The 25,264-nt window shown below is 63.4% G+C and carries 23 protein-coding genes; 20 read left to right on the forward strand and 3 right to left on the reverse strand.

Features of this window, described 5'->3' with window-relative positions; all coding sequences use genetic code 11:
• Positions 1–113 precede the first annotated feature (113 nt).
• Positions 114–1,526 (reverse strand): polysaccharide biosynthesis tyrosine autokinase, encoded by a 1,413-nt coding sequence (locus tag QM618_RS09985; protein ID WP_428098080.1) that lies wholly within the window; start codon positions 1,524–1,526, stop codon positions 114–116.
• A 146-nt stretch (positions 1,527–1,672) separates the two neighbouring features.
• Here QM618_RS09985 and QM618_RS09990 point away from each other — a divergent pair, with 146 nt between their 5' ends.
• The gene (locus tag QM618_RS09990; protein WP_428098083.1) at positions 1,673–3,055 is read left to right on the forward strand and encodes a sugar transferase; all 1,383 of its coding nucleotides are present in this window, start codon (positions 1,673–1,675) and stop codon (positions 3,053–3,055) included.
• On the opposite strand, the gene QM618_RS09995 is transcribed toward QM618_RS09990, so the two are convergent.
• Together QM618_RS09995 and gmd are read right to left on the reverse strand one after the other, a co-directional pair.
• Complete coding sequence (locus QM618_RS09995; protein WP_428098087.1) at positions 3,052–4,035, reverse strand: GDP-L-fucose synthase family protein; 984 nt, start codon at positions 4,033–4,035, stop codon at positions 3,052–3,054. The genes QM618_RS09990 and QM618_RS09995 overlap by 4 nt on opposite strands.
• Positions 4,032–5,063 (reverse strand): GDP-mannose 4,6-dehydratase, encoded by a 1,032-nt coding sequence (gmd, locus tag QM618_RS10000; protein ID WP_428098090.1) that lies wholly within the window; start codon positions 5,061–5,063, stop codon positions 4,032–4,034. The genes QM618_RS09995 and gmd overlap by 4 nt, the downstream gene beginning before the upstream one ends.
• 196 nt (positions 5,064–5,259) lie before the next feature.
• On the opposite strand from gmd, the gene QM618_RS10005 reads away from it, so the two are divergent.
• From QM618_RS10005 to QM618_RS10095, 19 genes are all read left to right on the forward strand, one after another.
• Positions 5,260–6,135, forward strand: coding sequence for a glycosyltransferase family 2 protein (locus QM618_RS10005; RefSeq protein WP_428098093.1), 876 nt, complete (start codon positions 5,260–5,262; stop codon positions 6,133–6,135).
• Positions 6,136–6,496: 361 nt separating this feature from the next.
• Positions 6,497–6,658 carry a DapH/DapD/GlmU-related protein gene (locus tag QM618_RS10010; RefSeq protein WP_428098153.1) on the forward strand — a complete coding sequence of 54 codons (162 nt, stop codon included), beginning with the start codon at positions 6,497–6,499 and terminating at the stop codon, positions 6,656–6,658.
• 230 nt (positions 6,659–6,888) lie between these two features.
• Entirely contained in the window at positions 6,889–7,674 is a 786-nt protein-coding gene (locus tag QM618_RS10015) for a WecB/TagA/CpsF family glycosyltransferase (protein WP_428098095.1), read from the forward strand.
• Positions 7,675–7,937: 263 nt separating this feature from the next.
• Positions 7,938–8,831 carry a glycosyltransferase family 4 protein gene (locus QM618_RS10020; RefSeq protein WP_428098100.1) on the forward strand — a complete coding sequence of 298 codons (894 nt, stop codon included), beginning with the start codon at positions 7,938–7,940 and terminating at the stop codon, positions 8,829–8,831.
• Positions 8,832–9,405: 574 nt separating this feature from the next.
• On the forward strand, positions 9,406–10,059 hold the full coding sequence (locus QM618_RS10025) for a glycosyltransferase family 4 protein (RefSeq protein WP_428098103.1): 654 nt from the start codon (positions 9,406–9,408) through the stop codon (positions 10,057–10,059).
• A gap of 125 nt (positions 10,060–10,184) precedes the next feature.
• Positions 10,185–11,363 carry an oligosaccharide flippase family protein gene (locus QM618_RS10030; RefSeq protein ID WP_428098106.1) on the forward strand — a complete coding sequence of 393 codons (1,179 nt, stop codon included), beginning with the start codon at positions 10,185–10,187 and terminating at the stop codon, positions 11,361–11,363.
• Between the two features lie 331 nt (positions 11,364–11,694).
• Positions 11,695–13,155 (forward strand): hypothetical protein, encoded by a 1,461-nt coding sequence (locus tag QM618_RS10035; protein ID WP_428098109.1) that lies wholly within the window; start codon positions 11,695–11,697, stop codon positions 13,153–13,155.
• Between the two features lie 967 nt (positions 13,156–14,122).
• Positions 14,123–14,404, forward strand: coding sequence for a PqqD family protein (locus QM618_RS10040; protein ID WP_428098112.1), 282 nt, complete (start codon positions 14,123–14,125; stop codon positions 14,402–14,404).
• A 45-nt stretch (positions 14,405–14,449) separates the two neighbouring features.
• A complete protein-coding gene (locus QM618_RS10045; RefSeq protein ID WP_428098114.1) occupies positions 14,450–14,962 on the forward strand; it encodes a hypothetical protein in 513 nt (170 codons plus the stop codon).
• 88 nt (positions 14,963–15,050) lie between these two features.
• On the forward strand, positions 15,051–15,485 hold the full coding sequence (locus QM618_RS10050) for a helix-turn-helix domain-containing protein (RefSeq protein ID WP_428098117.1): 435 nt from the start codon (positions 15,051–15,053) through the stop codon (positions 15,483–15,485).
• 30 nt (positions 15,486–15,515) lie between these two features.
• Positions 15,516–16,082 carry a PIN domain-containing protein gene (locus QM618_RS10055; RefSeq protein WP_428098120.1) on the forward strand — a complete coding sequence of 189 codons (567 nt, stop codon included), beginning with the start codon at positions 15,516–15,518 and terminating at the stop codon, positions 16,080–16,082.
• A 169-nt stretch (positions 16,083–16,251) separates the two neighbouring features.
• Positions 16,252–17,649: a polysaccharide biosynthesis tyrosine autokinase gene (locus QM618_RS10060; protein ID WP_428098123.1), complete on the forward strand. Its 1,398-nt coding sequence runs from the start codon at positions 16,252–16,254 to the stop codon at positions 17,647–17,649.
• Between the two features lie 3 nt (positions 17,650–17,652).
• Complete coding sequence (locus tag QM618_RS10065; protein ID WP_428098127.1) at positions 17,653–19,083, forward strand: hypothetical protein; 1,431 nt, start codon at positions 17,653–17,655, stop codon at positions 19,081–19,083.
• Positions 19,080–19,361: a PqqD family peptide modification chaperone gene (locus tag QM618_RS10070; RefSeq protein WP_428098130.1), complete on the forward strand. Its 282-nt coding sequence runs from the start codon at positions 19,080–19,082 to the stop codon at positions 19,359–19,361. Before QM618_RS10065 ends, QM618_RS10070 begins: the two co-directional genes overlap by 4 nt.
• Before the next feature lie 199 nt (positions 19,362–19,560).
• Positions 19,561–20,514: a hypothetical protein gene (locus tag QM618_RS10075; protein WP_428098133.1), complete on the forward strand. Its 954-nt coding sequence runs from the start codon at positions 19,561–19,563 to the stop codon at positions 20,512–20,514.
• Positions 20,515–20,598: 84 nt separating this feature from the next.
• Positions 20,599–21,609 (forward strand): hypothetical protein, encoded by a 1,011-nt coding sequence (locus tag QM618_RS10080; RefSeq protein ID WP_428098138.1) that lies wholly within the window; start codon positions 20,599–20,601, stop codon positions 21,607–21,609.
• Positions 21,610–21,750: 141 nt separating this feature from the next.
• The gene (locus QM618_RS10085) at positions 21,751–23,547 is read left to right on the forward strand and encodes a hypothetical protein (RefSeq protein WP_428098141.1); all 1,797 of its coding nucleotides are present in this window, start codon (positions 21,751–21,753) and stop codon (positions 23,545–23,547) included.
• 109 nt (positions 23,548–23,656) lie between these two features.
• Positions 23,657–24,655, forward strand: coding sequence for a hypothetical protein (locus QM618_RS10090; protein WP_428098145.1), 999 nt, complete (start codon positions 23,657–23,659; stop codon positions 24,653–24,655).
• A gap of 120 nt (positions 24,656–24,775) precedes the next feature.
• On the forward strand, positions 24,776–25,060 hold the full coding sequence (locus tag QM618_RS10095; protein WP_428098150.1) for a hypothetical protein: 285 nt from the start codon (positions 24,776–24,778) through the stop codon (positions 25,058–25,060).
• The last annotated feature ends 204 nt before the right edge of the window (positions 25,061–25,264 follow it).

Below are 25,264 nucleotides of genomic sequence, written 5' to 3' on the forward strand. Positions count from 1 at the left end.
CCGAAAACGAGGGGTCCTGCCTATCCCCCCAGGCAGGGCCCCTCTCTTTATGTCATCCTGCGCGACGTCGCAGGAACTAGGTCATCCTGCGGCCGCGAAGCGGATCGCAGGAACTAGTCCTCCTTGTACGCGTACCCGTAGCGCCCGTAGCCGTACGCGTCAGGCCCCTTGGTAGGCAACATCGTCAGCACCAGCCCGCTGAGGGGTGCGTCCACATTCTCCAGGGTCGCGATGGCGCTCTCCACCTGCGGCGCATGGGTCTTGCCGGCGGCAACGATGAGTAGCGCGCCTCCCACGAGCCGCGCCAGAACGGCGGCGTCGGTCACGGGCAGGAGTGGCGGCGCGTCGTAGAGCACCACGTCGTACTGCTTGTGCAGTTTGGTGATGAGATCCGCCATGAGTGCGGAGCCCAGCAACTCGGAGGGGTTGGGCGGGATCTGACCCGCGGGCAACAGGTAGAGGTCGGTCCGGCCCCAACGCTGCACAGCGTCCGCCAACTCCACGCGCCCGATGAGCACATCGGTGAGGCCAACTCCTCCCTCAATCGCCATGTAGGACGCCATCTTTGGCTTGCGCAGGTCGGCACCCACCAGTAGTACCTTGGCACCGGCCTGTGCCAGTGCGATGGCCAGGTTGGCACACGTGGTGGATTTGCCCTCACCCGCCATAGGCGAGGTGACCACAAAGGCACGGTCATTGCGCCCCGCGTCCAAGAACTGCAGGTTGGTGCGCAGTGTGCGGAAGTTCTCCGCACGCGGGCTGTGTGAGTCCTCGTGGACGATGAGCGGCCGCTCGTTGGCCTTGGGGTCAAAGACGATTCCGCCCAGCACTGGGGCATCGGTGATGGCGGCCAAGTCACGCTCGCTGCGCACACGGGTGTCCATCGCGGCGCGCACCAGTGCCACGGCAACGCCTAGAGCCAGACCGAGCAAGAGGCCGAGGGCAACGCTCAAGGTCTTCTTGGGGCTCGTTGGAACCTTTGGCACCTCGGCCTCTTGGACCACAGTCAAACGGACGGGCGATCCCTGCGCAACGTTCGTGGTCTCAATATGCTGCACGACCGCGATTAGTTCGTTCGCGGCGGTGGTGGCGAGTGAGGCGGCAAAGACTGGATCGGTGTTGCTGACTGTCACATCAATCACAGTCGTATTGAGCGGCGCGGAAGCCGACACTTGACCGCGGAGTTTTTCGACCGATGTGTTGATGTGGAGCGCATCGATCGTGGGCTGCAGTACTGCCGCAGTGGTGACAAGTTCTGCGTAGGTCTTCACACGTTGCTGGGTGAAAGCGTTGCCTTGCTGGAGGTCGGACGCGGTTGTCGCTCCGGATGTTGACACAAACACCCTGGCGGAGGCAGTGTAGGTCGGCGTCGCGACGAGCGCGTATGTCAAGCCCAATCCAGCCCCCACGATGGTCCCGACAACTATGACGACCCAGTTCTTCCGGAAGACCCTGAGGTAGTCCTGTAATTCCACCATGCGCCCCTTGTGTGTCGAATGCTTCACACATTTTGCCATGGCGCGCATATGTGACCCGCCGCTAACACTGCGCGCGCTAGCCTGGCCGCGTGGAGCCCCGCGAAGCCGACGATGCACCGCTCCCTAGTCCCGCTTCAACTCAGAGGATGTACGGACAAAAGGGGTGGTCTCGCAAGTATCAACGCCGCCTAGCCATGAGCGACACATTCGTTGTTACTCTGACTCTCCTGGTCGCCCAGGCGGTTCGATTCGGCTGGGACCCCAACGCGCCCGTTTCGGGGCCGTCGGCTCCGCCATATTGGTTCGTGAGCATCGCAATTGCCGCGCTCTGGCTCGTCAACCTCACTCTTATGCGCTCGCGCGAACCACGAATCCTCGGTCACGGTGGCCAAGAGTTTCAGCGTGTGCTTTCGGCGTCCTGGTACACCTTTGCGATTATCGCGATCATCGGGTTCCTCACACAGTGGCAGATCAGTCGGGGGTACCTCCTCTTCGCCCTTCCGCTGGGCACGGTCGCGCTTTGCATCTATCGCGCGGCTTGGCGTGCCTGGATCCACGCCCAGCGGGACGCAGGCGAACTCCAAGCACAGGTGCTAGTGGCGGGACCGTTCCGCACTTCCGAGCAGATGATCCGCCGCCTCAGGCGAGCGCCCCGTGCCGGCTACAACGTCATCGGTGTGTGCTTGCCCGCACGCCGACGTGATGGGCTCGCGGACGACCTGGCAGACATTCCGATCCTTGGCGACATCGATGACGCGGTAACGCAAGCGCAGCGCGTTGGCGCCGAGTACATCTTGCTCAGCGGCAACGACGATGTATCTCTGGCAGAGGCTCGACGACTTGGTTGGGGCCTCGAAGGAACGGGAATTGGCCTTATTGTCGCGCCCGCGATGGTGGACATCGCCGGCCCACGAGTGATGATGAGCCCCGTAGAGGGTCTGCCGCTCATGCACGTGGATCCCGCTGAGTTCACTGGTGGCAAGTATCTGGCTAAGTCGATCGCGGATCGCGTGACGTCCGCGCTCCTGCTTCTGTTCGCCGGGCTCCCAATGCTCGTCATCGCCGCGCTCATTCGGCTCACGAGCAGCGGTCCCGTGCTCTTTAGGCAGGAACGGATTGGACGCAATGGCGAGCTGTTCAGGATGCTCAAGTTCCGCTCTATGTACGTGGACGCCGAAGCCCGCCTTGCCGACCTGCGCCCGGCGAGCGATGGCAATGACGTGCTGTTCAAGATGAAGGATGATCCTCGCGTCACCGCGGTGGGAAAGTTCTTGCGGCGCTTCTCAATCGACGAGCTCCCGCAACTGCTAAATGTGTTCAAGGGGGACATGTCTCTAGTGGGCCCGCGCCCGCCATTGCCGTCGGAAGCCGAAGCGTGGGACGACAGGGTGTTCCGGCGCCAGCTCGTCAAGCCGGGCATGACTGGGTTGTGGCAAGTTTCCGGGCGTTCTGATCTGTCGTGGGATGAGAGCGTACGCCTGGATCTCTACTACACGGAGAACTGGAGCCTTGGTGGGGACTTCCTCATCATGCTTCGAACTGTCGCGGCGGTGCTTGGCCGTCGAGGTGCCTACTAGGCGCGGATGCTCGCCTGATGTTCGCGGTACCACTCGACGGTGCGGCGCATGCCCTCTTCCAGATCGATGGAAGCCGTCCAACCCGCGTCCGCAAGCATCGACACGTCCAGCAGTTTCTGAGGGGTGCCGTCAGGCTTTGAGGTGTCCCACTCGGTGGCGCCCTCGTAGCCCACTACACGCGCGATGGTCTCCGCAATCTCGCGGATCGTGGTGTCGGTACCGGTGCCCACGTTTACCTGGGATGGACCGTCGTAGTGCTCGAGCAGATGAACGCACGCAGCGGCCATGTCGTCCGCGTGCATGAACTCGCGGCGCGGGGTGCCGGTGCCCCAGTTGGTGACGGACTCAGCGCCCGACTTCACGGCCTCGTCGTAGCGGCGAATCAGCGCGGGCAGCACGTGGGAGCCCTGGGGCGAGAAGTTGTCGTTGGGACCGTAGAGGTTGGTGGGCATCGCAGAGATCCATGGCAACCCGTACTGGCGGCGCACCGCCTGGATGTGGAGGATGCCAGCGATCTTGGCGATCGCGTACGCGTCGTTGGTGGGCTCGAGGTGCCCGGTAAGTAGCGCGGACTCGGGAATCGGCTGTGGCGCGAACTTGGGGTAAATGCAACTGGATCCCAGGAACAGTAGCCGCTCTACACCGTGCGCAAGAGCGGCGTCGATGACGTTCGCTTGAATCCGCACGTTGTCGCTGAGGAAGTCCACGGGGTAGGTGCTGTTGGCGAGGATGCCACCCACCTTGGCCGCGGCCAGCACTACGTACTTGGGTTTGGTCTGCGCAAAGTAGTCAAACGTAGCGTCGCGGTTCTTGAGGTCCAATGTGGACGAGCGTTCGCCCACCAGGTTGGTGAACCCGGAAGCCTCAAGGCGACGCCACATCGCGGAGCCCACGAGTCCACGGTGGCCCGCCACATAGAACGTGGCGTCGCGGTCTAGCGGTGCGGGTGCAAACTCCACTCCGTCTTCGGCGGTGGTCATGCGGTTCCCCAGGACTCCAGTCGCACGTCGTCAATCCATGGTGTGCCAGCGTGCTGAAGGGCCGCGACGTCGGCGTCCGCCATGAGCTTCGCCAGTTCCACACCGTCCACGGTTGCTTTCCAGCCCAACTTCTCGTGTGCCCGCGTTGCATCACCGATGAGCGCATCCACCTCAGTGGGACGCAGGTAGCGCTCGTCAAACTTCACATGGTCTTGCCACGTAAGACCCACGTGGCTAAAGGCCGCCTCAAGGAACTGCTCCACGGTGATTCCCACGCCTGTGGCCAGCACAAAGTCGTCGGGCTCGTCCACCTGAAGCATGCGCCACATACCTTCCACGTACTCGGCGGCGTATCCCCAGTCACGCACCGCGTCGAGGTTTCCCAAGTACAAGGTGTCTTGCGCGCCCGCCTTGATCGCAGCGGCGGCACGGGTGATCTTGCGCGTCACGAAGGTCTCACCACGGCGGGGCGACTCGTGGTTGAACAGGATGCCGTTCACCGCGAACATGCCATACGCCTCGCGGTAGTTCTTGGTCACCCAGTACGAGTACACCTTCGCGGCGCCGTACGGACTGCGCGGGTAGAAGGGTGTGGCCTCGCTCTGCGGCGGCGGCTCTGCGCCGAACATCTCCGACGATGATGCCTGGTAGAAGCGCGTATCGATGCCGGCCTGGCGCACGGCCTCAAGCATGCGAATAGAACCTATGCCGGTCACGTCTCCCGTGTGTTCGGGCTCATCAAAGCTCACACGCACGTGCGACTGAGCTGCCAAGTTGTAGACCTCGTCAGGGCAGATGTCCGCGAGTAGCCGTACCAGGCGCGAGCCATCGCTGAGGTCGCCGTAGTGGAGGAACAGTTTGGCATCCGGGTTGTGCGAATCCACGTAGAGGTGGTCAATGCGCGACGTGTTGAAGGTTGAAGCACGGCGAATCAGCCCGTGCACCTCGTATCCCTTTTTGAGCAGAAGTTCGGCAAGATACGAGCCATCTTGGCCGGTGACCCCGGTTATGAACGCGCGCTTGGGCAACCTTCGACTCCTTCAATGTTTCTTGGCTCTGTGAACTTGTCACGATTGCCTTAGCCTACAGTCGCACGTCCGGCGGTCTATGGTCGGCGACTGGCATCGGACGTCTCTGGGAGAATCTAGCGAGGGTACGCTAGCCGAACCGACCCGCGGTTGCCGTGGCGATTCTCACAACCTAAACCAAGGCGAGGACTCCAAGTTGACGATCACCGTCATAATGCCGGCGCGCAATGCCGAGCGGACAGTCGAAACGGCGCTTCGCAGTTGCTTGCGCGGTCTTGGGCGCGAAGACAGGCTATTGGTTCTAGACGACGGAAGTACCGACGATACTCGGCGCCGCATTCTCTCGGTGAGAGATTCGCGGGTCCGCATTCGAACCCGGAGCGCGAGCGACGGGATTGTGAGCGCGCTCAACGTCTTGCTTGACGATGCCGACACGACGTACGTCGCGAGGATGGATGCGGACGACATCGCTCTCCCGTGGCGGTTCGGGTATCAGCGCAAGCGACTGGTTGACGCCCGTGCGGAGTTCACGTTTGGCAACGTCGTGCACTTCGGCCGCGGGAAACTTCCCCGGCCGTCAGAGCCGATCGGCCTCAAGCCAGCGGTGATCGCAAAACTACTCCTTCTCTCAAACCCTGTCTCGCACCCAACGATGTTCGCAGAACTCAGAGCCATGCGGGACCTTGCTGGCTATCGGCAGTGCGCTGCCGAGGATTACGATCTGTGGATGCGGGCTGCAGCGGCTGAGTTTCGGGTGGAACGTACCGCGCTAGCGGTTCTGCTCTATCGTCACCACGGCAAGCAAATCACGGCGAACCCTGACTGGCGGGCCCGGGTCGAGAGCGATCCGATGCTTGCGGACGCGAGAGCCGAACTAGCGTCGGTTGCGTATCCGCGTTGGCATTCGAATCTCGCGCGCAAAGAGGATCTTTTTCGAGTGATCCGCGGTGGCGCGCCCGTTGCAGATCAACTTGCGCTTTCGCTATTGGGTGACGAACTGGCCCAGAACGGGAGATTACGCGCTTTCACGTCCCGCCTGATCATGAGGTCGGCGGCGATGTCAGTTGAATAGCGGTACGACCAGCAACGGGCGCTTTCGGCAGTCCTGCGCGACAGTGAAAGCCGACTGGGACGCCAATCCTCGGGAGCCAAGAGCACGTTTGGTGCTGCTGAGCCTCCGCTGGTGCCAATACGTGGGACAGGGTAACTATCCATGCGCGCGGACTCTCGGGAGGGTGTTCGAGATTCCGCATCGCCTGTTAACGGAGTGGTTCCTCGGGCTTGAGTTGCGACCTCGCACGCGAATTGGCGACGGACTAACGATTTACCACGGATTTGGGCTTGTCGTGAACGATCACGCAACTCTCGGAACGAACGTAAAACTCCGGAACGGCGTGACTATCGGACACAAGGTTCCGGGAGGAGGGTGCCCTGTGATTGAGGACGATGTCTCAGTCGGAGCGAACGCTACGCTGATTGGGCCAATTACGATTGGGCGTGGCGCGGTCATTGGAGCGGGCTCAGTGGTTACTCGGTCGGTGCGAGCGGGTGCCCGTGTTGCCGGCAACCCTGCTGTAGAACTGCCACCCCATTAGGTTACGGCTCAGACGTATGAACAGCTGGATGTGCAGGTGACTCGCGCAACCAGGCGACAGGACGTTCCCGACTCGCGCTTCGTATTGTTCAAGAGCAGGACGTGTGCTCGCGTGCCTACGGCGGTGGCAACGTGGGTCTCACTAGAGCTGGTGGTCGTGGCGATTTCTGGCAGAGTCGCAAAGTAGGGTTACTTGGCAAACAACCTGGACGAATTGGGAGCGATGGCGCAGTGACTCCTGACCCACCGGAACCCCCCGACATCGCCTACGTTGGGGGAGTCCGTATCGCCGTCGCTGACGCAACCGAAGCGACGAACTACCTCGTTGGCGTTGCTTCGGCCGATAACAGTGGCCCCTATGCCGTCTGCTTTGCGAACGCATGGACTATCCGCTGCGCAAACCGTGACCGCGAATACGCCAGGCTACTGAACGAACCGCAGACGGTCACCTTCGCTGACGGGCGACCGGTCGCGATCCTGGCAAAGAGGCATGCCCGTGCGAGAGAGCATGGTGCGCAGGCCCGTGGTCCATCGGTCTTTCGGAACGTTGTGGACCGAGGTCGAGACGTTGGGTTGCGCCACTTTCTGCTGGGCACTACCGAGCAGACGTTGTTGCAGCTCGTTGCGGCTCTCGAGTCGGAGTATCCAGGTGCCGTCATCGCTGGCACGTGGGCGCCTCCGTTCGGCCCGTTGGAGGGTGAACTTCTCGATGAAGCAGATCGCCGAGTTCGATCCGCCCACCCGGACATCGTGTGGATCGGTATGGGTGCCCCACGCCAAGACTTCGCGGCCGAGGCCCTTGCCTCGCGCTCAGGCGTGCTCACCGCGGGCGTCGGAGCCGCCTTCGACTTCGTCTCTGGCGTCGTCAGGGAGGCTCCCCCGCTCTGGTCGCGGCTCGGGCTCGAGTGGCTGTACCGCCTCGGAACTGATCCGCGGAGGCTGTGGCGTCGCTACATTGTGGGGAATGCGCAGTTCATTGCTTACGCAATCCGTGCGGGTTCGGGGCCGGGGTCGTGAAGGAGCAAGGTGGCGGCATGGGTCAACGCCGCAGCGTGGTAGTAATCGGACAGATCCCCCCGCCTGTTCATGGGTCGAACGTTATGGCGAGTCACCTCCTTCGAGTTCTCACAGCGGGCGGGCACGAAGCCCAGCTGGTCGACCGACGGTTCAGCGATAAAGTGGCCGACGTCGGACGGCCGTCACTTCGCAAAGTGTTGCAGATCCCTTCGCTGATACTTAGGACCTGGCGAGCCGCGGGGCGTTCCACGGATTGCGTTGTCTTGTTCGCGACGAATCGTCGAGGAAGCTTCCTGGTAGACCTTGGAATCGCTCTCGTATTGGCTATTCGCCGGGTGCCGCGCATTGACTACATCCATACGGTTGGCTTCGAGCGATTAGCAGGCAGTTCGAGGCTGCTTCGGCTCGCAGTAGCGAAGTTCCTAAGTTCTGCCGCGATCACAGTGACGCTTGCAGATGAGTTGCGGTGGGACGTTGAGCCTTGGGTGGCTCGCAAGTCGGTGCGCATCATTGCCAATTTCGTGCCGGATGCGACGCCGGGTAATGCGACCATCGAGGAGCGTTATGCTGCCCGTCGAGTTCTCTTCATGTCGAACTTGCTACCTGAGAAGGGCGTCAGTGACTTTGTGGAACTTGCTGCAAAGTTCACTCAGAACGGTGACCCAGCCAAGTTCACGGTCGTAGGGGGAGATGCAGGTTCGGTGGAATTCGGCAGGCTTCGAGACTCGGTGGAGGCCGCCGACTTGACGGATCGCATCGAGTTGCGAGGTGCTCTACATGGGGCTCTCAAGGAAGAGGCGCTTTCGCAAGCGACGCTATTGGTCTTTCCTAGCTCCTACGAGTTCGAGGCGCAGCCACTTTCCGTGATTGAGGCAATGGCTCACGGCGTACCGGCAGTTGCCTACAACGTCGGAGCACTCCCGTCGATTACGGGTGACCATGAAGCCGGCATATGCGTCCCGACGGGAAACCTTGGCGCACTGGAGGACGCCGTGTCATTCGTGCTAGGAAGTTTCGAGGTGTGGTCAAGACTCTCGTTCGGCGCACTTGCTCGGCACGAGGCGCAGTTCTCGCAAAGTGCGTACGCGGGGCGATGGGAAGAAGCAATACGTGAAGTGACTATGCGAGACCGGAGGCGTGCCCGTGGGAGTCGATGAGGACAGTGCCAAGCTCCAGATAGTCACCCGTCAGAAGTGGTTAGTAGTGCTTGACGAATACGCGGGCGTGACTGAGAGGACTGGGGGAGTAGGCAGGCGGTATGCCGCGTTCCTGCCCGAGTTGGCGGCGCTCGGAGACTCCGTGCACGTTTTGCTGTTTGCCGCGCCAGGTACCTGCTCGGCCGTGCCCGCATCCACAAATCTCACGGTCTCGATCGACTCCACAGGTGTGTCCGCTCCGCGTCCGTTGCGCCAACTCCTGCGAGCCTTGCGCACTCGGGTCGTTGCACGCCAAATCGCGCATGACGTCCTGTTTGTGCCGGAGTGGCAAGGGTACGCGGCGCTCGTCGGGAGGCGTGATTTGCTCGTAACCAACGCCGTCACTGGACTGCGGCTCATCGATGAATTGACGCCCCCCGCCCGACGCCGTCGTTTCGCGAATGCGGTGTCGGGGCTGATTCACAGATGGCTTGAGGATCGCCAGATGCGACGCTCGAGATTTCGTGTCTTTTGCTCGACTGCCATACAACGTCATGCGTATGCCTTCACCGCTCCCAAGCCAGGCGACACAGTCGTGCGGAACTGTATCGATGTTGACGCTGTGGCAAAACTGGCCAAGTCCGAAGCTCTGCCTGGCTTACTTCCGGATGACATGACCGAATACTTGCTGTTCGTTGGCCGTCTCGAACTGCGGAAGGGGTTTGATGTCGCGATTCAGGCGTTCGCGGGAGTCGCCGAGGACTACCCCAACCTCCACCTCGTTCTCGCGGGGGGCGCCGGGGACGTGGCTCGGGAGCCCAACCCGGCCGCGTGGGTCGACTCGCTGCCAACATCGACTAAGGAGCGCATCCACTTCTTGGGGGATGTGCGTGGCCCCGAGCTTTACTCCGCGATGCGTGGGAGCGTTCTTGTGTTGGCGCCGTCCCGGTGGGAGGCGTTTGGTAACGTAGCGCTCGAGGCGAAGTCCGCGGGTGCCGCGCTGATCGCGACTCGTGGAAGCGGCTTCGACGACTTCTGCAACGACGGTGTTGATTCGCTACTTTGTGCGCCCGGCGACCCGCACGAACTCGCTGAGGCGATCCGACGTCTCGTCGGAGACCCGGCACTAGCGTCGAAGCTTGCTCACGAGGCAGAGAAATCTGTGCGTCATTTCACGGCCCGGAAGGTGGCTGCGGATCTACGCTATGAGGTACTCGCGCGAGTTCAAGCGGGAGGGACCAGCGCTTGAGTGAGCGCGAAGCCGAGCGAGCCGAGCCTGCGCCTATGCGTCGAGGCGACCTAGTTGCATCCGTAGCGGAGCGCGTCGCCTACCGGGGCGCGAGCGCATCCGTGGCGCTACTTGTAGCGTCTGCGGTGACTCCAGAGGACGCCGGAGCCTACGCACTCCTCATGCTCTGCGTAACGTTCGTGAGCGCCGTTGGCGACGTGGCACTGCGCCAGAGCGGGCCACGACTGTCGCGGATTCAGGGCGGATGGCGCTACCTTCGGCTTACCTCTGGCGTTATCGCCGTCGCGCAGGTGGCCCTCGTCGGTGCCTTTTCCTTGACTGCTATCGAAATGGGCTGGATTACTGAGCGCCAGGGTATGCTCTTGGCCCCGCTGGCGGTCGCGGTGGCCCCTGCTGCGCTGGCGGTACCGGGTCTCGTGGCCCGCCAGGTCGCAGGCGACTGGCACTACATATCAAAGCTCCAAGCCGGGGCCGCACTCGTTTCACTCGTTGTGGCGCTCCCGCTGATACCGAAGTTCGGAATCCTTGCCTGTGCTGTACAGAGTCTCGTGGCGGACGGCATCATCGCTTGGGCCCTAAGGAGATCCCGTCACCTAGAGGATTCGAGATCCAACAAGCCATTGACCAAGAGTTACGTCATTCCGACCGCGGTCTCTGGTTCGCTTGGGTGGGCACAGGGACAAGTGGAGAAGGCGTCCGTCGCGATTTTCGCTGGTACGGCCGCACTGGGGCTCTTTTCGATCGCTTACGCTCTGGGTCGCACCGTTCTTGAGGCGGTGGCAGCGGGCCTAGTGAATGTCGCGCGCGCGCGATTCGCCCTCACCGACGAGCCCCGTCTGCGACGAGCCGAGTTGTTGCGCCTAGTTAAATACGCAATTCTTGTTGGTCTCGTGGTCCAGGTCGTCACACTCGCGATTGCTCTGCCGACGCTCCCCAGGTTCTTTGGCGCCGAGTGGCAGCCAATGTTCTCGCTAGTGCCTTTGCTCTCCGGTGCGAGCGTCGCAGTCTCGTGTGCATGGGTGCTTTCTGCGGTGATTATCGATGAGGCGCGGGCCCGTCGGTTGGTGCCATACCAGTTCGTTGGCATCGCGCTGGGATTCATCGCCGGCGCGACCGCTGCTTTTTCACTATCGCTCGCAGCCGCTCTCATGGTAGGGAAGGAGTTGCTCGCGCTCGGGTTCAGAGCGCGAATTGTTGCTCACCTGATCACCAGGCGAACTCTGCTCTTGCTCGCCCTTGGAAACGCCTTCAGCGTAGCGGTGGGAGGCGTCGGATTCTTCCTCAGTGGCGGCAGGGTTTCCTAGCGTCCCCTCCGCTCCCACGCAACGGACCAGGGCGCCCGATCGTACCCTCGCTCGATGGATCGGCATCGCCAGTCACTTGGCTTGCCCTGACGGTTCGGCACAATGCTTGTAACCCTACGAATCGAGCACTGAGCGAGGATGCCGCCGACGGTGGCGCCTCACGGACGGTACCGTTGGAGTCCATAATTGTGTGTCCGTGTCGCGTTGAAGGCGGGAGAACTTGAGATGTATCGGCTCAAGCCGGCCTACCCGGGTAAAGGCCCATGCAGAAATCTTTGGGCGAAATGCGCCTCCCATTTGAGGGTTTCCCGCAGAGTTAGCCGGGCCGGTCATGACGGAGGCTAACCCCCGGCAGATCGCAAGGGGATCGGCCCGTGATGCCGCTGTGATCGTTGCGGGCGTGTCGGTGTCAGTCGTCTTGTTCCTGTCGGGTTCACCCGCACTGGCCGTTCTCGTAACCTTTGGTGCCGCAGGGACCGTCATGGTTGGGCGGAAGTGGCCGGCGTCTGGGTTCCTAGTTCTATCGTTCTTGTCCCTCGTCGTTCCCATCAGTTACCTCGGTGTGCCGCCCGTTGTGCTGGTGTTGTCTCCGGGACTTCTGCTCCCGTTGCTCAGCCTCATCTATGTCTCGCGCACCCGTAACGTGTGGACCTCACCCACTTATGTGCTTGGGGCAGGCGTACTCATCGCGTACGTGCTCGTGGTTGGCGTGATCTCGGACTATATGTCGGCATCTCGCGCGGTCGCGTGGGCAGTTGCGTTCGCACTTGCCTTCTTCGTGGTTCCAGGCTTGGTATCGAACCCCCAAGGCCTTCGCGCCGCGCTGATTGGCATGGGTGTTGTGGGTGGGTTGTGGTCGCTCTTTGCGATCTTCGAGGGGATCCGGGAGAGTAGTTTTCTCGCACCGTTCTTCTCCCAGTCGCCAGAGGGTTTGACCCAGAAGTGGTCCGCCTACCGAGTTTTGACCACCATTGGACACCCCCTCCTCAATGCCACCTTCTTCGCGGTAGTTGCTGCGATAGGTGTGTCGGCTTTTGTCAAGTGGGGTTCAAAGGCGAGTCTATTGCTGGCGGTTGTCGCAACTGGCGCGGTCTTAGCTACCTTGTCCCGGTCTGGTGTCATCGGAGTGGCTGCTGGTGTCATCGTTGCGAGTCTCCTGGGGCTTTTCCGCAACTCCCACGGCTCTCGGCGGCGAGCCGGTTTCCTCGTGGCGAGTGCGATCGCAGGGCTGGTCCTGTTTGGCGGAGTCGTGGCGGCTGGAGGGCGTGACGTCGTGGAGTCCGCAGGGTCGGCCCAGTTGCGGCTCGAGCACTTGAGACTGCTTGGCAGTCTGCTCGCTGCAACGGGGGGCTTCGGCTCGGGAATTGGAGCGTCAGACGTGGTACTGAAGCTTGTGGGAGGGGTGTACGCCGACTTTCCGCTTGAGAACTCAGTGCTCCAACTCTTCACGGGACTTGGTTTCTTCGGCACTCTGCTTTTCGTGCTGGTGATTGCGGCCTTTCTTGTGCGAGCCTCTTTGAGGGGTGCCATTGTGGGACCGTCAATGTTCGCCGCCTACGTGGCAACCGCCGCGGGGTTCAACCTATTTGAAGCGTTCCCGGTGGCCTTGGTGCTACCAATGGTTGCGCTAGTGATCACCGGGATGGAGGCGAATGTCTACACGTCTGGCAGCAGTCCGGCTCGAGAGTTGTTCTCGCGCGAGAGCCGGCAGCGGAGTAGCGCCAGGATATCCTGCGGAGAAGATGTCGCTCCGGCCGGTGGCAGGAGTTCGCATTTAGTTGGCCGAATGTGACCGCACGCCGCAATCAGAGCTTCGGACCGAGCGAGTCGCTCCCGGGGCACGCAGCAATTGCACTCGCCACTGCATTGGTTGGCCACCTTGCAGCGGGCTTGACTGTGCGCGCACTGATCATTAAGGGCGAGTCGCTGGAGATCTTCGGACTGCGGGGTCCGCGAGCAAGTTCCGACGTAGACGTCTTGGTAGATCCGGCGAGTCGAGGTGCGCTTGAGAAGGCTCTAGCGGATGTTGGGTGGAGCGAACGGCCCCGTTGGCGTGTGTCTGATTCCATGACGACGCACTCTGTCAGTTATTTGCACCCTTCGTGGCCCTGCGATATCGACGTCCACACGGCTTTTCCAGGTTTCTTGGCTGCACCAGGCGCGGTCTTTGACTCTCTCTGGCTCCGACGTGTCGGGATGAGTTTTGCGGGCGTCACTTGCGCGGTGCCCGATCGCGCATCGAGCGCTGCAATCCTTGCGCTCCACTCGCTCCGTAGCGCACCTGAGCACGTGCGTCACCTTGATGAGTATCGCGAGTTAATGACGATCCTCCATGCGGAGACGGACGATCGTGTGCTAACGGAGCTTGCGGAGGTGGCTCGTGAGACTGGATCGGCCGGCTCGTTGGCGCCGTTCTTGACCTCCGTTGGAGCGCCTACACCAGCGTTCGATGATAGGGACCCGACTTACCGTGCGTGGCTAACACATGTCAATGGCCGCAACGACTCTACCGCCGTGTTCCTGGAGCGCTGGCGCACAACGCGCTGGCGCGGTCGACCGCGCATGCTCGTCCTCGCGTTATGGCCCACGAACGGCGAGCTTCGATTGGCGCAACCGCATCGGCACCTGAGCCAAGTCGATCTCTTGATGGAGAGGTTCGCGCGCATTGGACGCTCCATGCGAGCACTGCCCCGCGCCGTTGGTGCACATCGCAAGGCGCGGCGAGGAGACATTGACTCACCATACGTGCGGGACGACGAGTGACATCCCGTTTGGTCAGGGCGTCGGGCCTTGCTGAGGTCGGCGAACAGGGCGCTTGTTACGTCCTCAACCTCCCCCGCATCGAGGAACAGCAATCCCCGTACGTCTTCGAAGGCCCCGCCTTCGAGATCTGGTCTCGCATCGATGGAACTAGAACCGAAGAGCAAATCGTTGACGAGTTAGTTGAGGCCACCGGGGCTGAGCGCCAGGTCGTTGCCCGGGACACAAGCGACTTCCTTGCGACGCTCCGGGGCCTCGGCCTTATCGAGGACGTCGAGTAACATCGTCCGCAACGCAGCTGAGGGGCCGCGGGTCTGAGGGTTCACATGTCTCACGAAGTAGACGCTGTCCTTGAACGGCGCACAGTCATCACGGCGGCGGCCTGGAGCGCGCCCGCCATTCTCATCGCGCAGGGCGTACCCGCGCTGAGCGCCTCTGGCGCCGCGCCACTCCAGCAGTCGGTCATCGCGGTGCGTGCCACCGGCCCCAACTGGGAGAGCACCACGCAGGCCAACCTCACGCCAGGCTTCCGGTTTGGCAGCACGGTGACGGCCCAGGTGGACCTGACCATCACCAAGACCGGCTCGGCCGCAACCCTTGCAGAGCTGTTCACGGTCTACGACTCCGTGCCGTGGTCCACGGGCCTCGGCAACAACTGGGTGGCCACGGCGAACATCACGTCCGCCAAGACGCTTGGCATCACCATCAAGGCCATCGACAAGGCCGTGGGCACCTACACCGCGACCATCCGCCCTCACGGCAGCACCGTCGCGGCCGCCACCGCCGTCTTCACCGTCTATAGGGACGGAACCATCTACAAGGTGCGCAACGGCGCTTAGCGTGGCGTTGCTAACATCCAGTTGCACGTTATAAGTGCAATGTGGTTACACTCGTAACCGAAACTCCCCTGGCTGATTGGAACTCGTCGTGAGCGAGACTCTTCCTGACCGCATCTTTCTTCCGCAGAGCGACCGTGACGAGTCCCTGGCTCTCGCCGCGTGGCTTGCGACTGCGAGCGTTAATCGCCGCGCGGACCGTGCATTGGGTGCGCCTCCGAGCCTCACCCCGCAGTTCGCAGCGACGATGGCAAGGGTTTTCGCGGATCTCGCCCGCGGCCGAACGCTCACCATTGGTGCTCTGCCAGACGAACTGACCACCACCGTCGCTGCCGAACAGGCAGGAGTCAGTCGGCCCACGCTCATGAAGTGGATCCGCGATGGCGAGTTGGCTGCTCACAAGGTAGGCAGCCACACCCGCGTGAAGACTGCTGACCTCTTGGCCTTGCGTCGATCGCGCGCAGTCGCGCAGCGAGAAGCACTCGCACAATTGCTTGCACTCGAGGACGAACTAGACATCTCCTAGCGCGTCCCAGCGTGCCGGTAGGGTGGCGCCGTGTTCACCCGTGTGCTCGTCGACGCCAACGTGCTCGCTTCGAGGACATTGCGCGACTGGATACTGATGCTTCAGGTGCAAGCTTCAGGTATGTTCACCACCTGCTGGACGGAGGACATCCTCGCCGAGACAATTCACGCGATGCGCAAGCGGAACCCCGCCGTGGCCGGTTCAAGCATCACGCAGGTCGCGGACACGATGCGCCAAGTCATGGGGGAACGTATCGATGCCTTTGAGGTGATCGCGTTTCCAGACATTCGCGACGAGTTCGACCTTCACGTGCACGCTGCGGCCATAGCTGGGGGCGTCGACATGCTGGTCACACTCGATTCTGACTTCCTTGAGTTGCCAACAGGCGTAGCTGACGAGCTGCCATACGAGATTTTGAGCCCTGATTCCTTCTTGGTTCTGGTGGACGACTCCGGTCCCGAACACGTGCGTGAGGTCCTAAGCCAGCAATGGGAGTATTGGCGCCGACGAGATCCCTCAACGGACCTGCCCCAGCGACTGCGCAACGCGAACTGCCCGGAGTTTGCCGAACGGGTGTACCGCCACCAACGCGCCTAACCCGGCCACGCCGTCGGGCCGCGGCCTTGCTAGATACTGCGACTTCGCGCAGCATGACGTGATACTTCGACTCGCCACGCTCGCGCAGCATGACAGCTGCTCCTAGTACCCTGAAACCGGCTGCGCACGCCGTTCGTTAAGCGCGCGAGCGTAGAACGAAAGGCTGGGCATGGAGCTCCAGGATTACATGCGGATCTTCCGCCAGCACTGGGTGGCAATCATTCTTGCCACCCTGGTAGGTGGCCTGCTGGCCTTTGGCTGGACCCTCACGCAACCCAAGGTGTACACGGCGAGCGGCTCGGCGATCATCACCACGGGCACCTCGGCGAGCATCGGCGACGCGCTCGTGGGCAACCAGTACGCGATCTCTCGCGTGAAGTCTTACCTGGACATTGCGAAGTCACGGCAGGTGGCTGAGTACGCCATTGAGCAGCTGGGTATCGATCAATCGCCCGACGCTGTGGTGGGCAGGGTTACCGTCTCCAATCCTCTGGACACGGCAGTGCTGAGGGTGAGCGCAAACGGCTCCACGCCTGAGGAGGCGCAGCAGCTGGCCGAGGCCTGGATTGCCGGCATGACGCAAGTGGTGAGCGATCTGGAGAACGCCAACAACACGGACGGCAGTAGCGAGTCCGTGGTGCGCCTGCAGACGCTCGACACCGCGGTGGCGCCCTCCTCGCCGTCCTCGCCCAACGTGAAGTTGGCCGTGGCGCTCGGGGTGCTCGTGGGCTTAGCGCTTGGCATCGCGTACGCGCTGATCCGCGCGGCTGTTGACCGCCGCTTGCGCAGCGCCGAGCAGATTGAGCGCGAGTTTGACGTGCCCGTGCTGGGCACCATTCCCTTTGACAACGACATCGCCAAGAACGGCGTGAATGTAGCCACCAAGGACTTCCACACCACCGAGGGAGTGCGGCAGCTGCGCACCAACCTGCAGTTCATGGACGTGGACAACCCGCCGCGCATCATTGTGGTGACGTCCTCGCTTCCGGGTGATGGCAAATCCACGGTGTCCGTGAAACTCGCCGAGTCCATTGCCGAATCCGGGCAGCGCGTGATCCTCATTGACGCGGACCTGCGCCGCCCGTCTCTGGTGGACTACATGGGCCTCGTGGGCGGCGTTGGCCTCACAGACGTACTGGTGGGCCGCGCCACCGCGGACGACGTGCTGCAGCCGTGGGGCCCCACGAACCGCTTGCTGGTGATGGGTGCCGGGCCCGTGCCACCCAACCCCTCAGAGCTGCTGGGTTCCGCGACCATGCGCAACATGCTGACCTCCCTGGATCCGGGCGCCATCATCCTCATCGACACCCCGCCGCTGATCTCCGTGACGGACGCCGCCATCCTCACCGCCCGCACGGACGGCGCGCTGGTGGTGGTGCGTTCCGGCAAGACCACCATTGACCTGCTGGACAAGTCCCTGCAGAACCTGGAGCGCGTCAAGGGCCGCCCCCTTGGCGTCATCCTCGACGGCGTGAGCCGCAAGGGAGACGGCAAGTACTACGGCAGCGAGTACCGCTACGACGCTTCGCTTGGCCCGCGCAAGGCTCCCAAGGGCGCCAAGGACTGAACTATGCCGTGGCGTAGCGGACTGGCGTTCCGCGTGGTGCTTGTCTCCACGCACAACTCCACGTGCGCAGCCTTCGCGGAGCGCCTCATGCGCCCCGCCCTTGCCGATTCCGGCGTGGATGCATGGGCCATCCGGGTAACCTCGGCGGGGCTTTCCGGAGAGCCGGGCGAATGCTTTGACCCGGACGCCGAGGAGATGCTGCGCATGCTTGGCGGCAACCCCGGCGGGTTCCGCTCCCGTCTGCTGGACGCGGACATCGTGGACGATGCCGACCTCATCTTGACCATGTCCGTTGCCGAGCGTGATCAGGTGGTGGAGCGCTTCCCCAGGGCCACCCGCCGCACCTTCACACTCATCGAGTACGGGCGCCTCAACGCGCTCATCTACCCCATGGCGCCGCTACGCGAGCAGCCGCTCATGCTCGCCGACGGCCGGGACCAGGCCCACCTTGGCCCCTCCGACGACATCACCAGCCCCGTTGGCCGCGATCGCGACGCGTACATGGACACTGCTCGCGCCATCGTGGAGAACGTGCGCGCACTTGCCGAGGCGTGGATCGCGATGGCGCCCGCTCGCGCCCCTCACCGCGATCCCCTTGGCGCCACCCTGGTGCTCGACAACGGCGCCGACGCCGAGATCGTGCCCGTCAACGCATTTGGCGTTGCCGTGGACATCCAGTGCACGGGGGACGGCGGCCGCGCGCTCGCCCGCCGCTTGCGCGAGGCGTGGTCGCGCACCTTGCGGCCGGAAGGCTCATCGCTCGCCACTCCCGCGCTGGTGGTGGAGGCCATCGTCCACGACGACCCCACCCAGGTGCGCATCGCCCGCGCCCGCGGCGCCCTTGGCGGTGAGACCACGGGAGACGTGATGCACGCGCTCGCCGGTGCCGTGACGGTGCGCGCCATTGATCAGCGGGCGGGCGAGGTCATCATGCTGCACGCCGCCGGCATGGCCATGCCCGACGGCCGCGTCGTCGCCTTCGTCGCCCCCAGCGGAACGGGCAAGACCACGCTGTCCCGCACCCTGGGCAAGGCCTACGGCTACGTGAGCGACGAGACCGTAGTCATCAACCTCGACGGCACAGTCATCGCGTACCCCAAGCCGCTGTCCGTGATCCGCAGCGGGCATCGCCTCAAGCGCCAGCTCTCCCCAGACGGCGAGGGGTTGCTCGTGGCGCCCCCTTCCTTGCGGCTCGCACGGATCGTGCTGCTCAACCGCGTGCCCGACGCTACGGTGCCTGTGGTTGAGGACGTTCCCCTTTTGCCTGGGATCGCCGAGCTGTCCGCACAGGTCTCGTACTTGCCTCGCCTTGCGGAGCCCTTGCGGTCCCTTGCCACCGTGATCGAGCGGACCGGTGGGCTCGCGCGCGTCACGTATGCCGAGTCCGCGGACCTCGTGGGCCTGGTGCCCGCGCTGGCGGGTGATGCCGCGTGATCGACGACTCCTCGGTGGTGGTGACCACGGTTGATGACGCCCTCATCCGCGATGAGCAGGTGTTGGTGCTGGTGGGATCCGAGGTGATGCTGCTATCTCCCGTCTCGAGCGAAATCGTGCGCGTGTGTGCCGGAGGCATGACGGTTGGCGAGCTTGGGCCCTACCTGGAACGCAAGTTTGGTCCGCCTCCCAATGAGGCCACCGTGGCCGCGCAGACAGCGATGCTGGTGCAGCGACTGGCCGACGCCGGGGTAGTGCACATTGCCACATCGGCCTAGCCAGGGAACAGACCGGCGCGTAGCATCGTTTACTTCATGTGGCTGGCGGGCCGCCTCGCTAGGTCGAAGGCCTGGGAGAAACCGACGTATACACCTACGACGAAGTTTTCTTAGGAAACTCGCGTCATAGATGTGACGTACTCCACTCTCTATGTATGAGGGTGGGACTTGATCTACAGACTGAGGGACCAGAACAGACATGCTTGACGCTGACATCAGCCGCCGCAGAGTAGTCCAGGGTGCCGTGTGGGCCACGCCTGCTGTGCTCGTTGCAACGGCGCTTCCGGCGGCCGCCGCGTCGCCGCCGGTGCTTGGAGGAGTGGTGATCACCGGCGCTTCAGCCGCGATGAACACTGCGAACTTCTTCGTCACGGCGACCCTCGCCTACGCAGGCGATGGTCCCCCTCATGCGGACCATCCCGTCGGAACAGTCCGTTTCACAGTGACCCTCCCCACGAGCCGCGTCGTGGCGGGAACGCCAGGTGTCACGGCTCTCGGATGGTCATACGTTGGTTCAGCGCCACAGGGTGCCAATACTGTCTATACGTTTGCATGGAACGGCCAGGATCTCAGCTCGGCGCAGCCAGCGACGCAGCAGGTCACGGTGAAGATTCCAGCCACGGCGTCCATCGACCCCATCAACATTCCGCTCAACGCCACGGGCATCTCGAATGGACTTAGCGTGCCTGCCACGTCCGTAGTGGTGTCGGCTGGAGTGGGCGCCGACCTTGTAGTCGACAACGCTTCTATCGGCTTCATAACATGGATGCCCAAGCCCGGCGGCGGCCAGCAGAACGGGTACCGCATGCAGGGTCAGGGGCGCTGGGCGGGGCCTTACTACCCCGTTGGCGGCTCTATCTCCAACCTTCTGCTAGTCATTCGCATCCCTGCTGCCTACACGGACGGCACGTATCAAGTAGAGACGCTGGGTGCAGGATGGAGCCTGAACCAGGCACCGTTCCTGACCGAAGGTGTCTACCAGGCAAGCTGGGTGTTCAACGGCACAATCGGTCAGAACAACCACTCCACCACTGGTTGGGACATCCGATTCAAGGCACTCGGCGCGCAGCACAACAATGCGGTGACCTCTGCGCTCTACGGCGTCGCGGGTGGATCGCCCAACTACTTCTCTTGGACCGGGCCTACCAGTTAGGCTCTAGGAGAGACGCCGCGCACACGTGCGACGACCCCCTATCAAAGGTGCTGGCTCGTTGCACCACGGGCTGAGAGGCGTGCAATGTCTGGTCTCTCACGACGCAACGTCGTGATCGGTGCCGCGTGGGCCACACCGGCGATCCTGGTTGCCACGTCGGTTCCGGCGGCTGCGGCTTCGCCGCCCGTCGCTGGCCTCATTGCGCTGAGCGACGTCAGCGCGAACTTGGTGACTGGCACTCTCACCGTAAGTGCACGCGTGGCCTACGTTGGCGACGGCGGCGCTTCTGCAGATCTTCCCGTGTCCAACGTGTTTGTGAGCATTGTGATCCCCACCGACCGGTTGGGGTCCAACCCCAGCCCTGTGCCCGCGGGCATTTACTGGCGGTTCATCAGTTCGGCGGTTGAGGGCTCGAATACGGTGTTCGGGTTCCAGTACATGGAAGGCGTCGGTGAGCTGACCGCCGCCTCGTCGCCAACGGCGGCTCTGAGCGTGCAGTTCAATAGGGCTGGCGACTTCACCAACTTCCCGGTCACGGTGCGCGGTGACGGCGTGTCCAACGAAGCCCCTGTGCCCACGGTGACGCAGATCGTAACCACCAGCACGGGCGCCACCATCGTGTTCAACGTCACTCCACCAATGCAGGCGCAGGCGAACTACCAGGGGCAAGGCCCCGCCTATGTGTTCTATGGCGCAACTCGCTGGAACGGTCCTTACTACCCAGTTGGAGCCAGCGTCAGCAATATCCGCGTGATTTCGCGTGTGCCTGAGGCGAATGGCACAGGCGCCATCTATCCGCCCACGCCGCCTGCAGGTTGGGTGCGCACAGGCCCCGTGCTCAGTTCCGGGTACTGGACGGTGCTTCACGAGTGGTCCGGAACTATCGGTAACAGTAACCAGACCACGCCAGAACTGCGGTTCGCCCTCATCGCCGCGCAGACTCCGCCGGTGCTCAATGTGGGCTTTATCCGCACCGAGGGCACCACCTCCGAAGGGGCCTTGGTGTTCGCCGAGTACTCTGGCCCCACTGCACTCAGTGCCAACGATGCGCCCCCACCGCCCCTCACGCCATACGGACCGGGTTACCCGGGCTAACCAGGGCAACCACCGCCAAAGGCGAGGCTCCAGACTGGTGCCCACAGCGTCGGGCATGTGACACACCTCACGATGTGTTGAGCGCGCGCCCGCGCACAAGGCAGAATTGCGCGCGGGGGAGGAACTGAGGGGTTCCCCGACATGGGTACAGATACCGCAATTGACCGCAGGCGCATCCTGCAGGGCGCTGCCTGGGCAACGCCCGCGCTGGTGCTTGCCACGGCTGTTCCGGCTGCGGCGGCGTCGGCGCCAGTGCCGGGCGCGCTAGTGCTCGCTTCCACCTCCGGCTCGCAGGCCGCGACCACGCTCACAGTGAGCGGCGTCGTCAATTACCTTGGCGACGGTCAAGGTCCAGCCGACCACCCGGTGAGCGGAATCACGGCCAAGATTTCGGTGCCTGTTGCGCGCGCGGGCACGGGCAACGGCAGCACCGCGAGTGCGGGATGGTCGTTCGTCAGCCGTGCGGACACGGGCGGGAACGCGGTGTTCACGTACTCGTGGACGGGCGCCAACCTCAGCGAGGCCAACCCCACCACCTCGATGCTCGTAGCCGTACTGCCGCGCAATGCGTCCACCAACACGGCGTTCAGCGTGACGATGCAGGCGCTTGGGACCTCGAACTTGCTGCCTGTGCAGTCCACGATCGCGAACATTGCGCTTGGCGCGTTCGGTGGCCTCACCATTGCTGCGGCCTCCGCGGCGCAGAACGCGACCACGATCACGGTGAACAGCACGCCAACGTTTGTCAACGACGGCGTCGCACCCGCGGACAACCCCGTCACTGTGAACAGCGTGCAGATTGTGGTGCCCGCGGGCCGGGTGGCTTCCACGGGTGGGGCCACTACGTCCAACCCGGTGTGGACGTACTCGGGTAGGGCGACGTCCGGCGGCTACACCACCTTTACGTTCACGTACAGTGGCGCGGTGCTGACGGAGACGAACACCGCGGCGACGCCGCTTGTGGCGACGTTGCCGCGCAACACGTCTTCCAACGTGGCATTCACCTTGACGGTGCAGGCGTTCGGTACGTCCGCTGGCGTGGCTCGGCAGTCTGCCGTGACCACCGTGCAGGTGGGCACGTTTGGCGGGCTTGCCGTGCAGAGTGCGTCCGCCGTGCAGGCTGTGAGCACCCTCACCGCCACCGGTTCTGTTGGCTACCAAAGCGACGGCGCGGCGCCTGCGGACAACCCGGTGACGGCGGTCACGATGGCGATCACGGTGCCCAGCGGGCGCGTGGCATCCGGCGCTGGATCCACGACGAGCGCCAACTGGACCTACACGTCTCGCACCACCGCGGGCAACGGCGACGCGATCTTCACGTTCACGTGGACGGGCGCTCAGCTGAGCGAGACCAACACGGCCACCACGCCTCTTGTTGCGGTGTTGCCCAAGAGCACCACGGTCACGGCGTTCAATGTCACGATGCAGGCTGGCGGAACGTCCAACGGCCTGGCGGTGGTCTCTACTGCTGTGAGCATTGCGGTTGCTGCCCTCGCCACGCTGACCGTGCCCAACGGGCTCGCCGCGACGCGCGGCTCCTACACCGGCAATGCGCGTGTGATGACGCTCGTCACGGCGGTGCGCAACAACTCGTCGAGCGGCGGAGCCCCCGTGGTGGCGCTTATCGCCAGGGTGACCGTTCCCAACTCAGCCCTTCCGAGCGGAACCGTGCCCAACCCTGCCAATCCCACTGGATGGACGTACCAAAGTAGGGCAGCGTCGGGCAGTTCTACGGTGTTTACGTTTGGCTACAACGCGGGAACCCTTGCGGCGGCGACCACGCAGGCAGTGACGTTTACGATTCCGATGATCCCCAGCATTTTCTTGCAGTCGGTCAACGTCAGCGTGGCATTCGAGGGCAAGTCTGTGAGCGCCGCGGGGCCCACGGTGACGAGTCCAACCGCCACGGACAGCATCGGGGCCCTCGAGTACACGTAAGGCCGTGCGGCGCGAGTGATTCGCGTCACTCGGTGTTTGAACTCGGACATTTCCGGCATCACACTGGGCGTATGGCGCGTAGCGGGCGCGCCCAACTGAGGGAAGTGTCATGGCGGACACGGCGGTACTTTCGCGGCGGCGGCTGCTTGTTGGCGCAGCATGGGCGGCGCCTGTAGTGCTGGTGGCCACAGCCGTTCCGGCGGCCGCGGCGTCCACCACTCCTGGTGCGGTGGCGCTGACTTCGCTGACGTCCACCATGACGGCCACCAATCTCTACGTGCGCGGGCAAGTGGCGTATGCGGGCGCGGTGAGCCCCTCGCCGGACGCGCCCGTGGACACGGTGCGGATGCAAATTACTGTCTTGCGCAACCGCGTGACTGAGGCGACCGCGCCGGTGGTCAGTGGTTCTGGGTGGGCCTATGTGGGGCCGCCCCTGGTGACGGGGAGCGGGAACTCTGCCACCCTGACGTATACGTTTTCGTGGACCAGCGGCACGCCGCTTCGGCACAACAACCTGATCACGCCGCAGCTTGTGGTGACGTTTGCGAAGCCTTCCAGTGTGGCGAACCTCAATGTTTCTGTGGTGGCGCGGGGGGTGTCGCTGGCTGTGCCTGTGCAGGTGACGCAGACCGTTGCCACCACGCGCGTGGGGACCTTGAGCTTTGTGCAAAGCGCAGCGAACCGCATCACGTACGTTGCCAGCCGAAATGTCGCCGGCGTGGGCGCCATCCCCGTGTACCGGTTCCGCGGAACCCTGCGCAACACTGGCGCGGCCGGCACTGGCTCTCGTCCTGTGGCCGCGCCGATCTCGTCTCTCAAGGTGGAAATCGCCATCCCGGCCGCGTACACCACTGGCGCCAGGTACGACTATTCAGCCGGGAGCGTGGGTGCCGGGTGGACTCTTACGTCTGGGCCCACGTTGAGTTCTGGTGTGTGGCGGTTGACGTATACGTACTCGGGCGCCATCAATGCGGCCAGCAACTCCACGGTGCTGGACTTTGTCATGCGAGCCGCCTCCGCGAAGGCGCTTGGGCACTCGACTTTGGTGGGTGCCGGTACCTCGGAGCAATTCCCGGTGTCCGTTTCGCAAGCGGGGCCGACGGTTTAGTTGGTGCACTTGCGTCCCCAGGCCCGACGCTGGTGTCAGTTGTTCTTGAGCGTCCGGGGTGGTTCTTTCGGGGCTTGACAACACAAAGCACGCTTCCTCCATGATGAGGAGGTGGTCCACTTGACAGAGCCCCAGGTGTGGACGCTCATAGGCGTCTTCACGACGATTGTTATCGGCATGCTCACGATCGTCTCGACGTCGTTCACGCGGGTGTTGCGCGCGGAACTCGGGACGGTGCGTGGCGAGATCGGGACGGTGCGTGGCGAGATCGGGACGGTGCGTGGCGAGATCGACTTGCTTCGGAAGGAGATGAACGTCCGGTTCGCGTCCGTGGAGCGCAGGCTCGACGGGCTCGACCGCGACGTCGACGCGCTCACTCGCCGTGTCATGGGCGAAGACTCTTAGCGGCAACGCGATCTCGGCCCCATTTCGCGCGGTGCGAATCCTTGTCGCCCGGTCGCTCTCCTGACCATCTGCCGCCCCCTCCGCGTGGCTGACCGCCTGCCGCCCCCTCCGCGTGGCTGACCGCCTGCCGCCCCCTCCGCGTGGCTGACCGCCTGCCGCCCCCTCCGCGTGGCTGACCGCCTGTTGCCCCCTCCGCGTGGCTGA

The organism is Demequina sp., assembly GCF_049841215.1.
Lineage (GTDB): Bacteria > Actinomycetota > Actinomycetes > Actinomycetales > Demequinaceae > Demequina.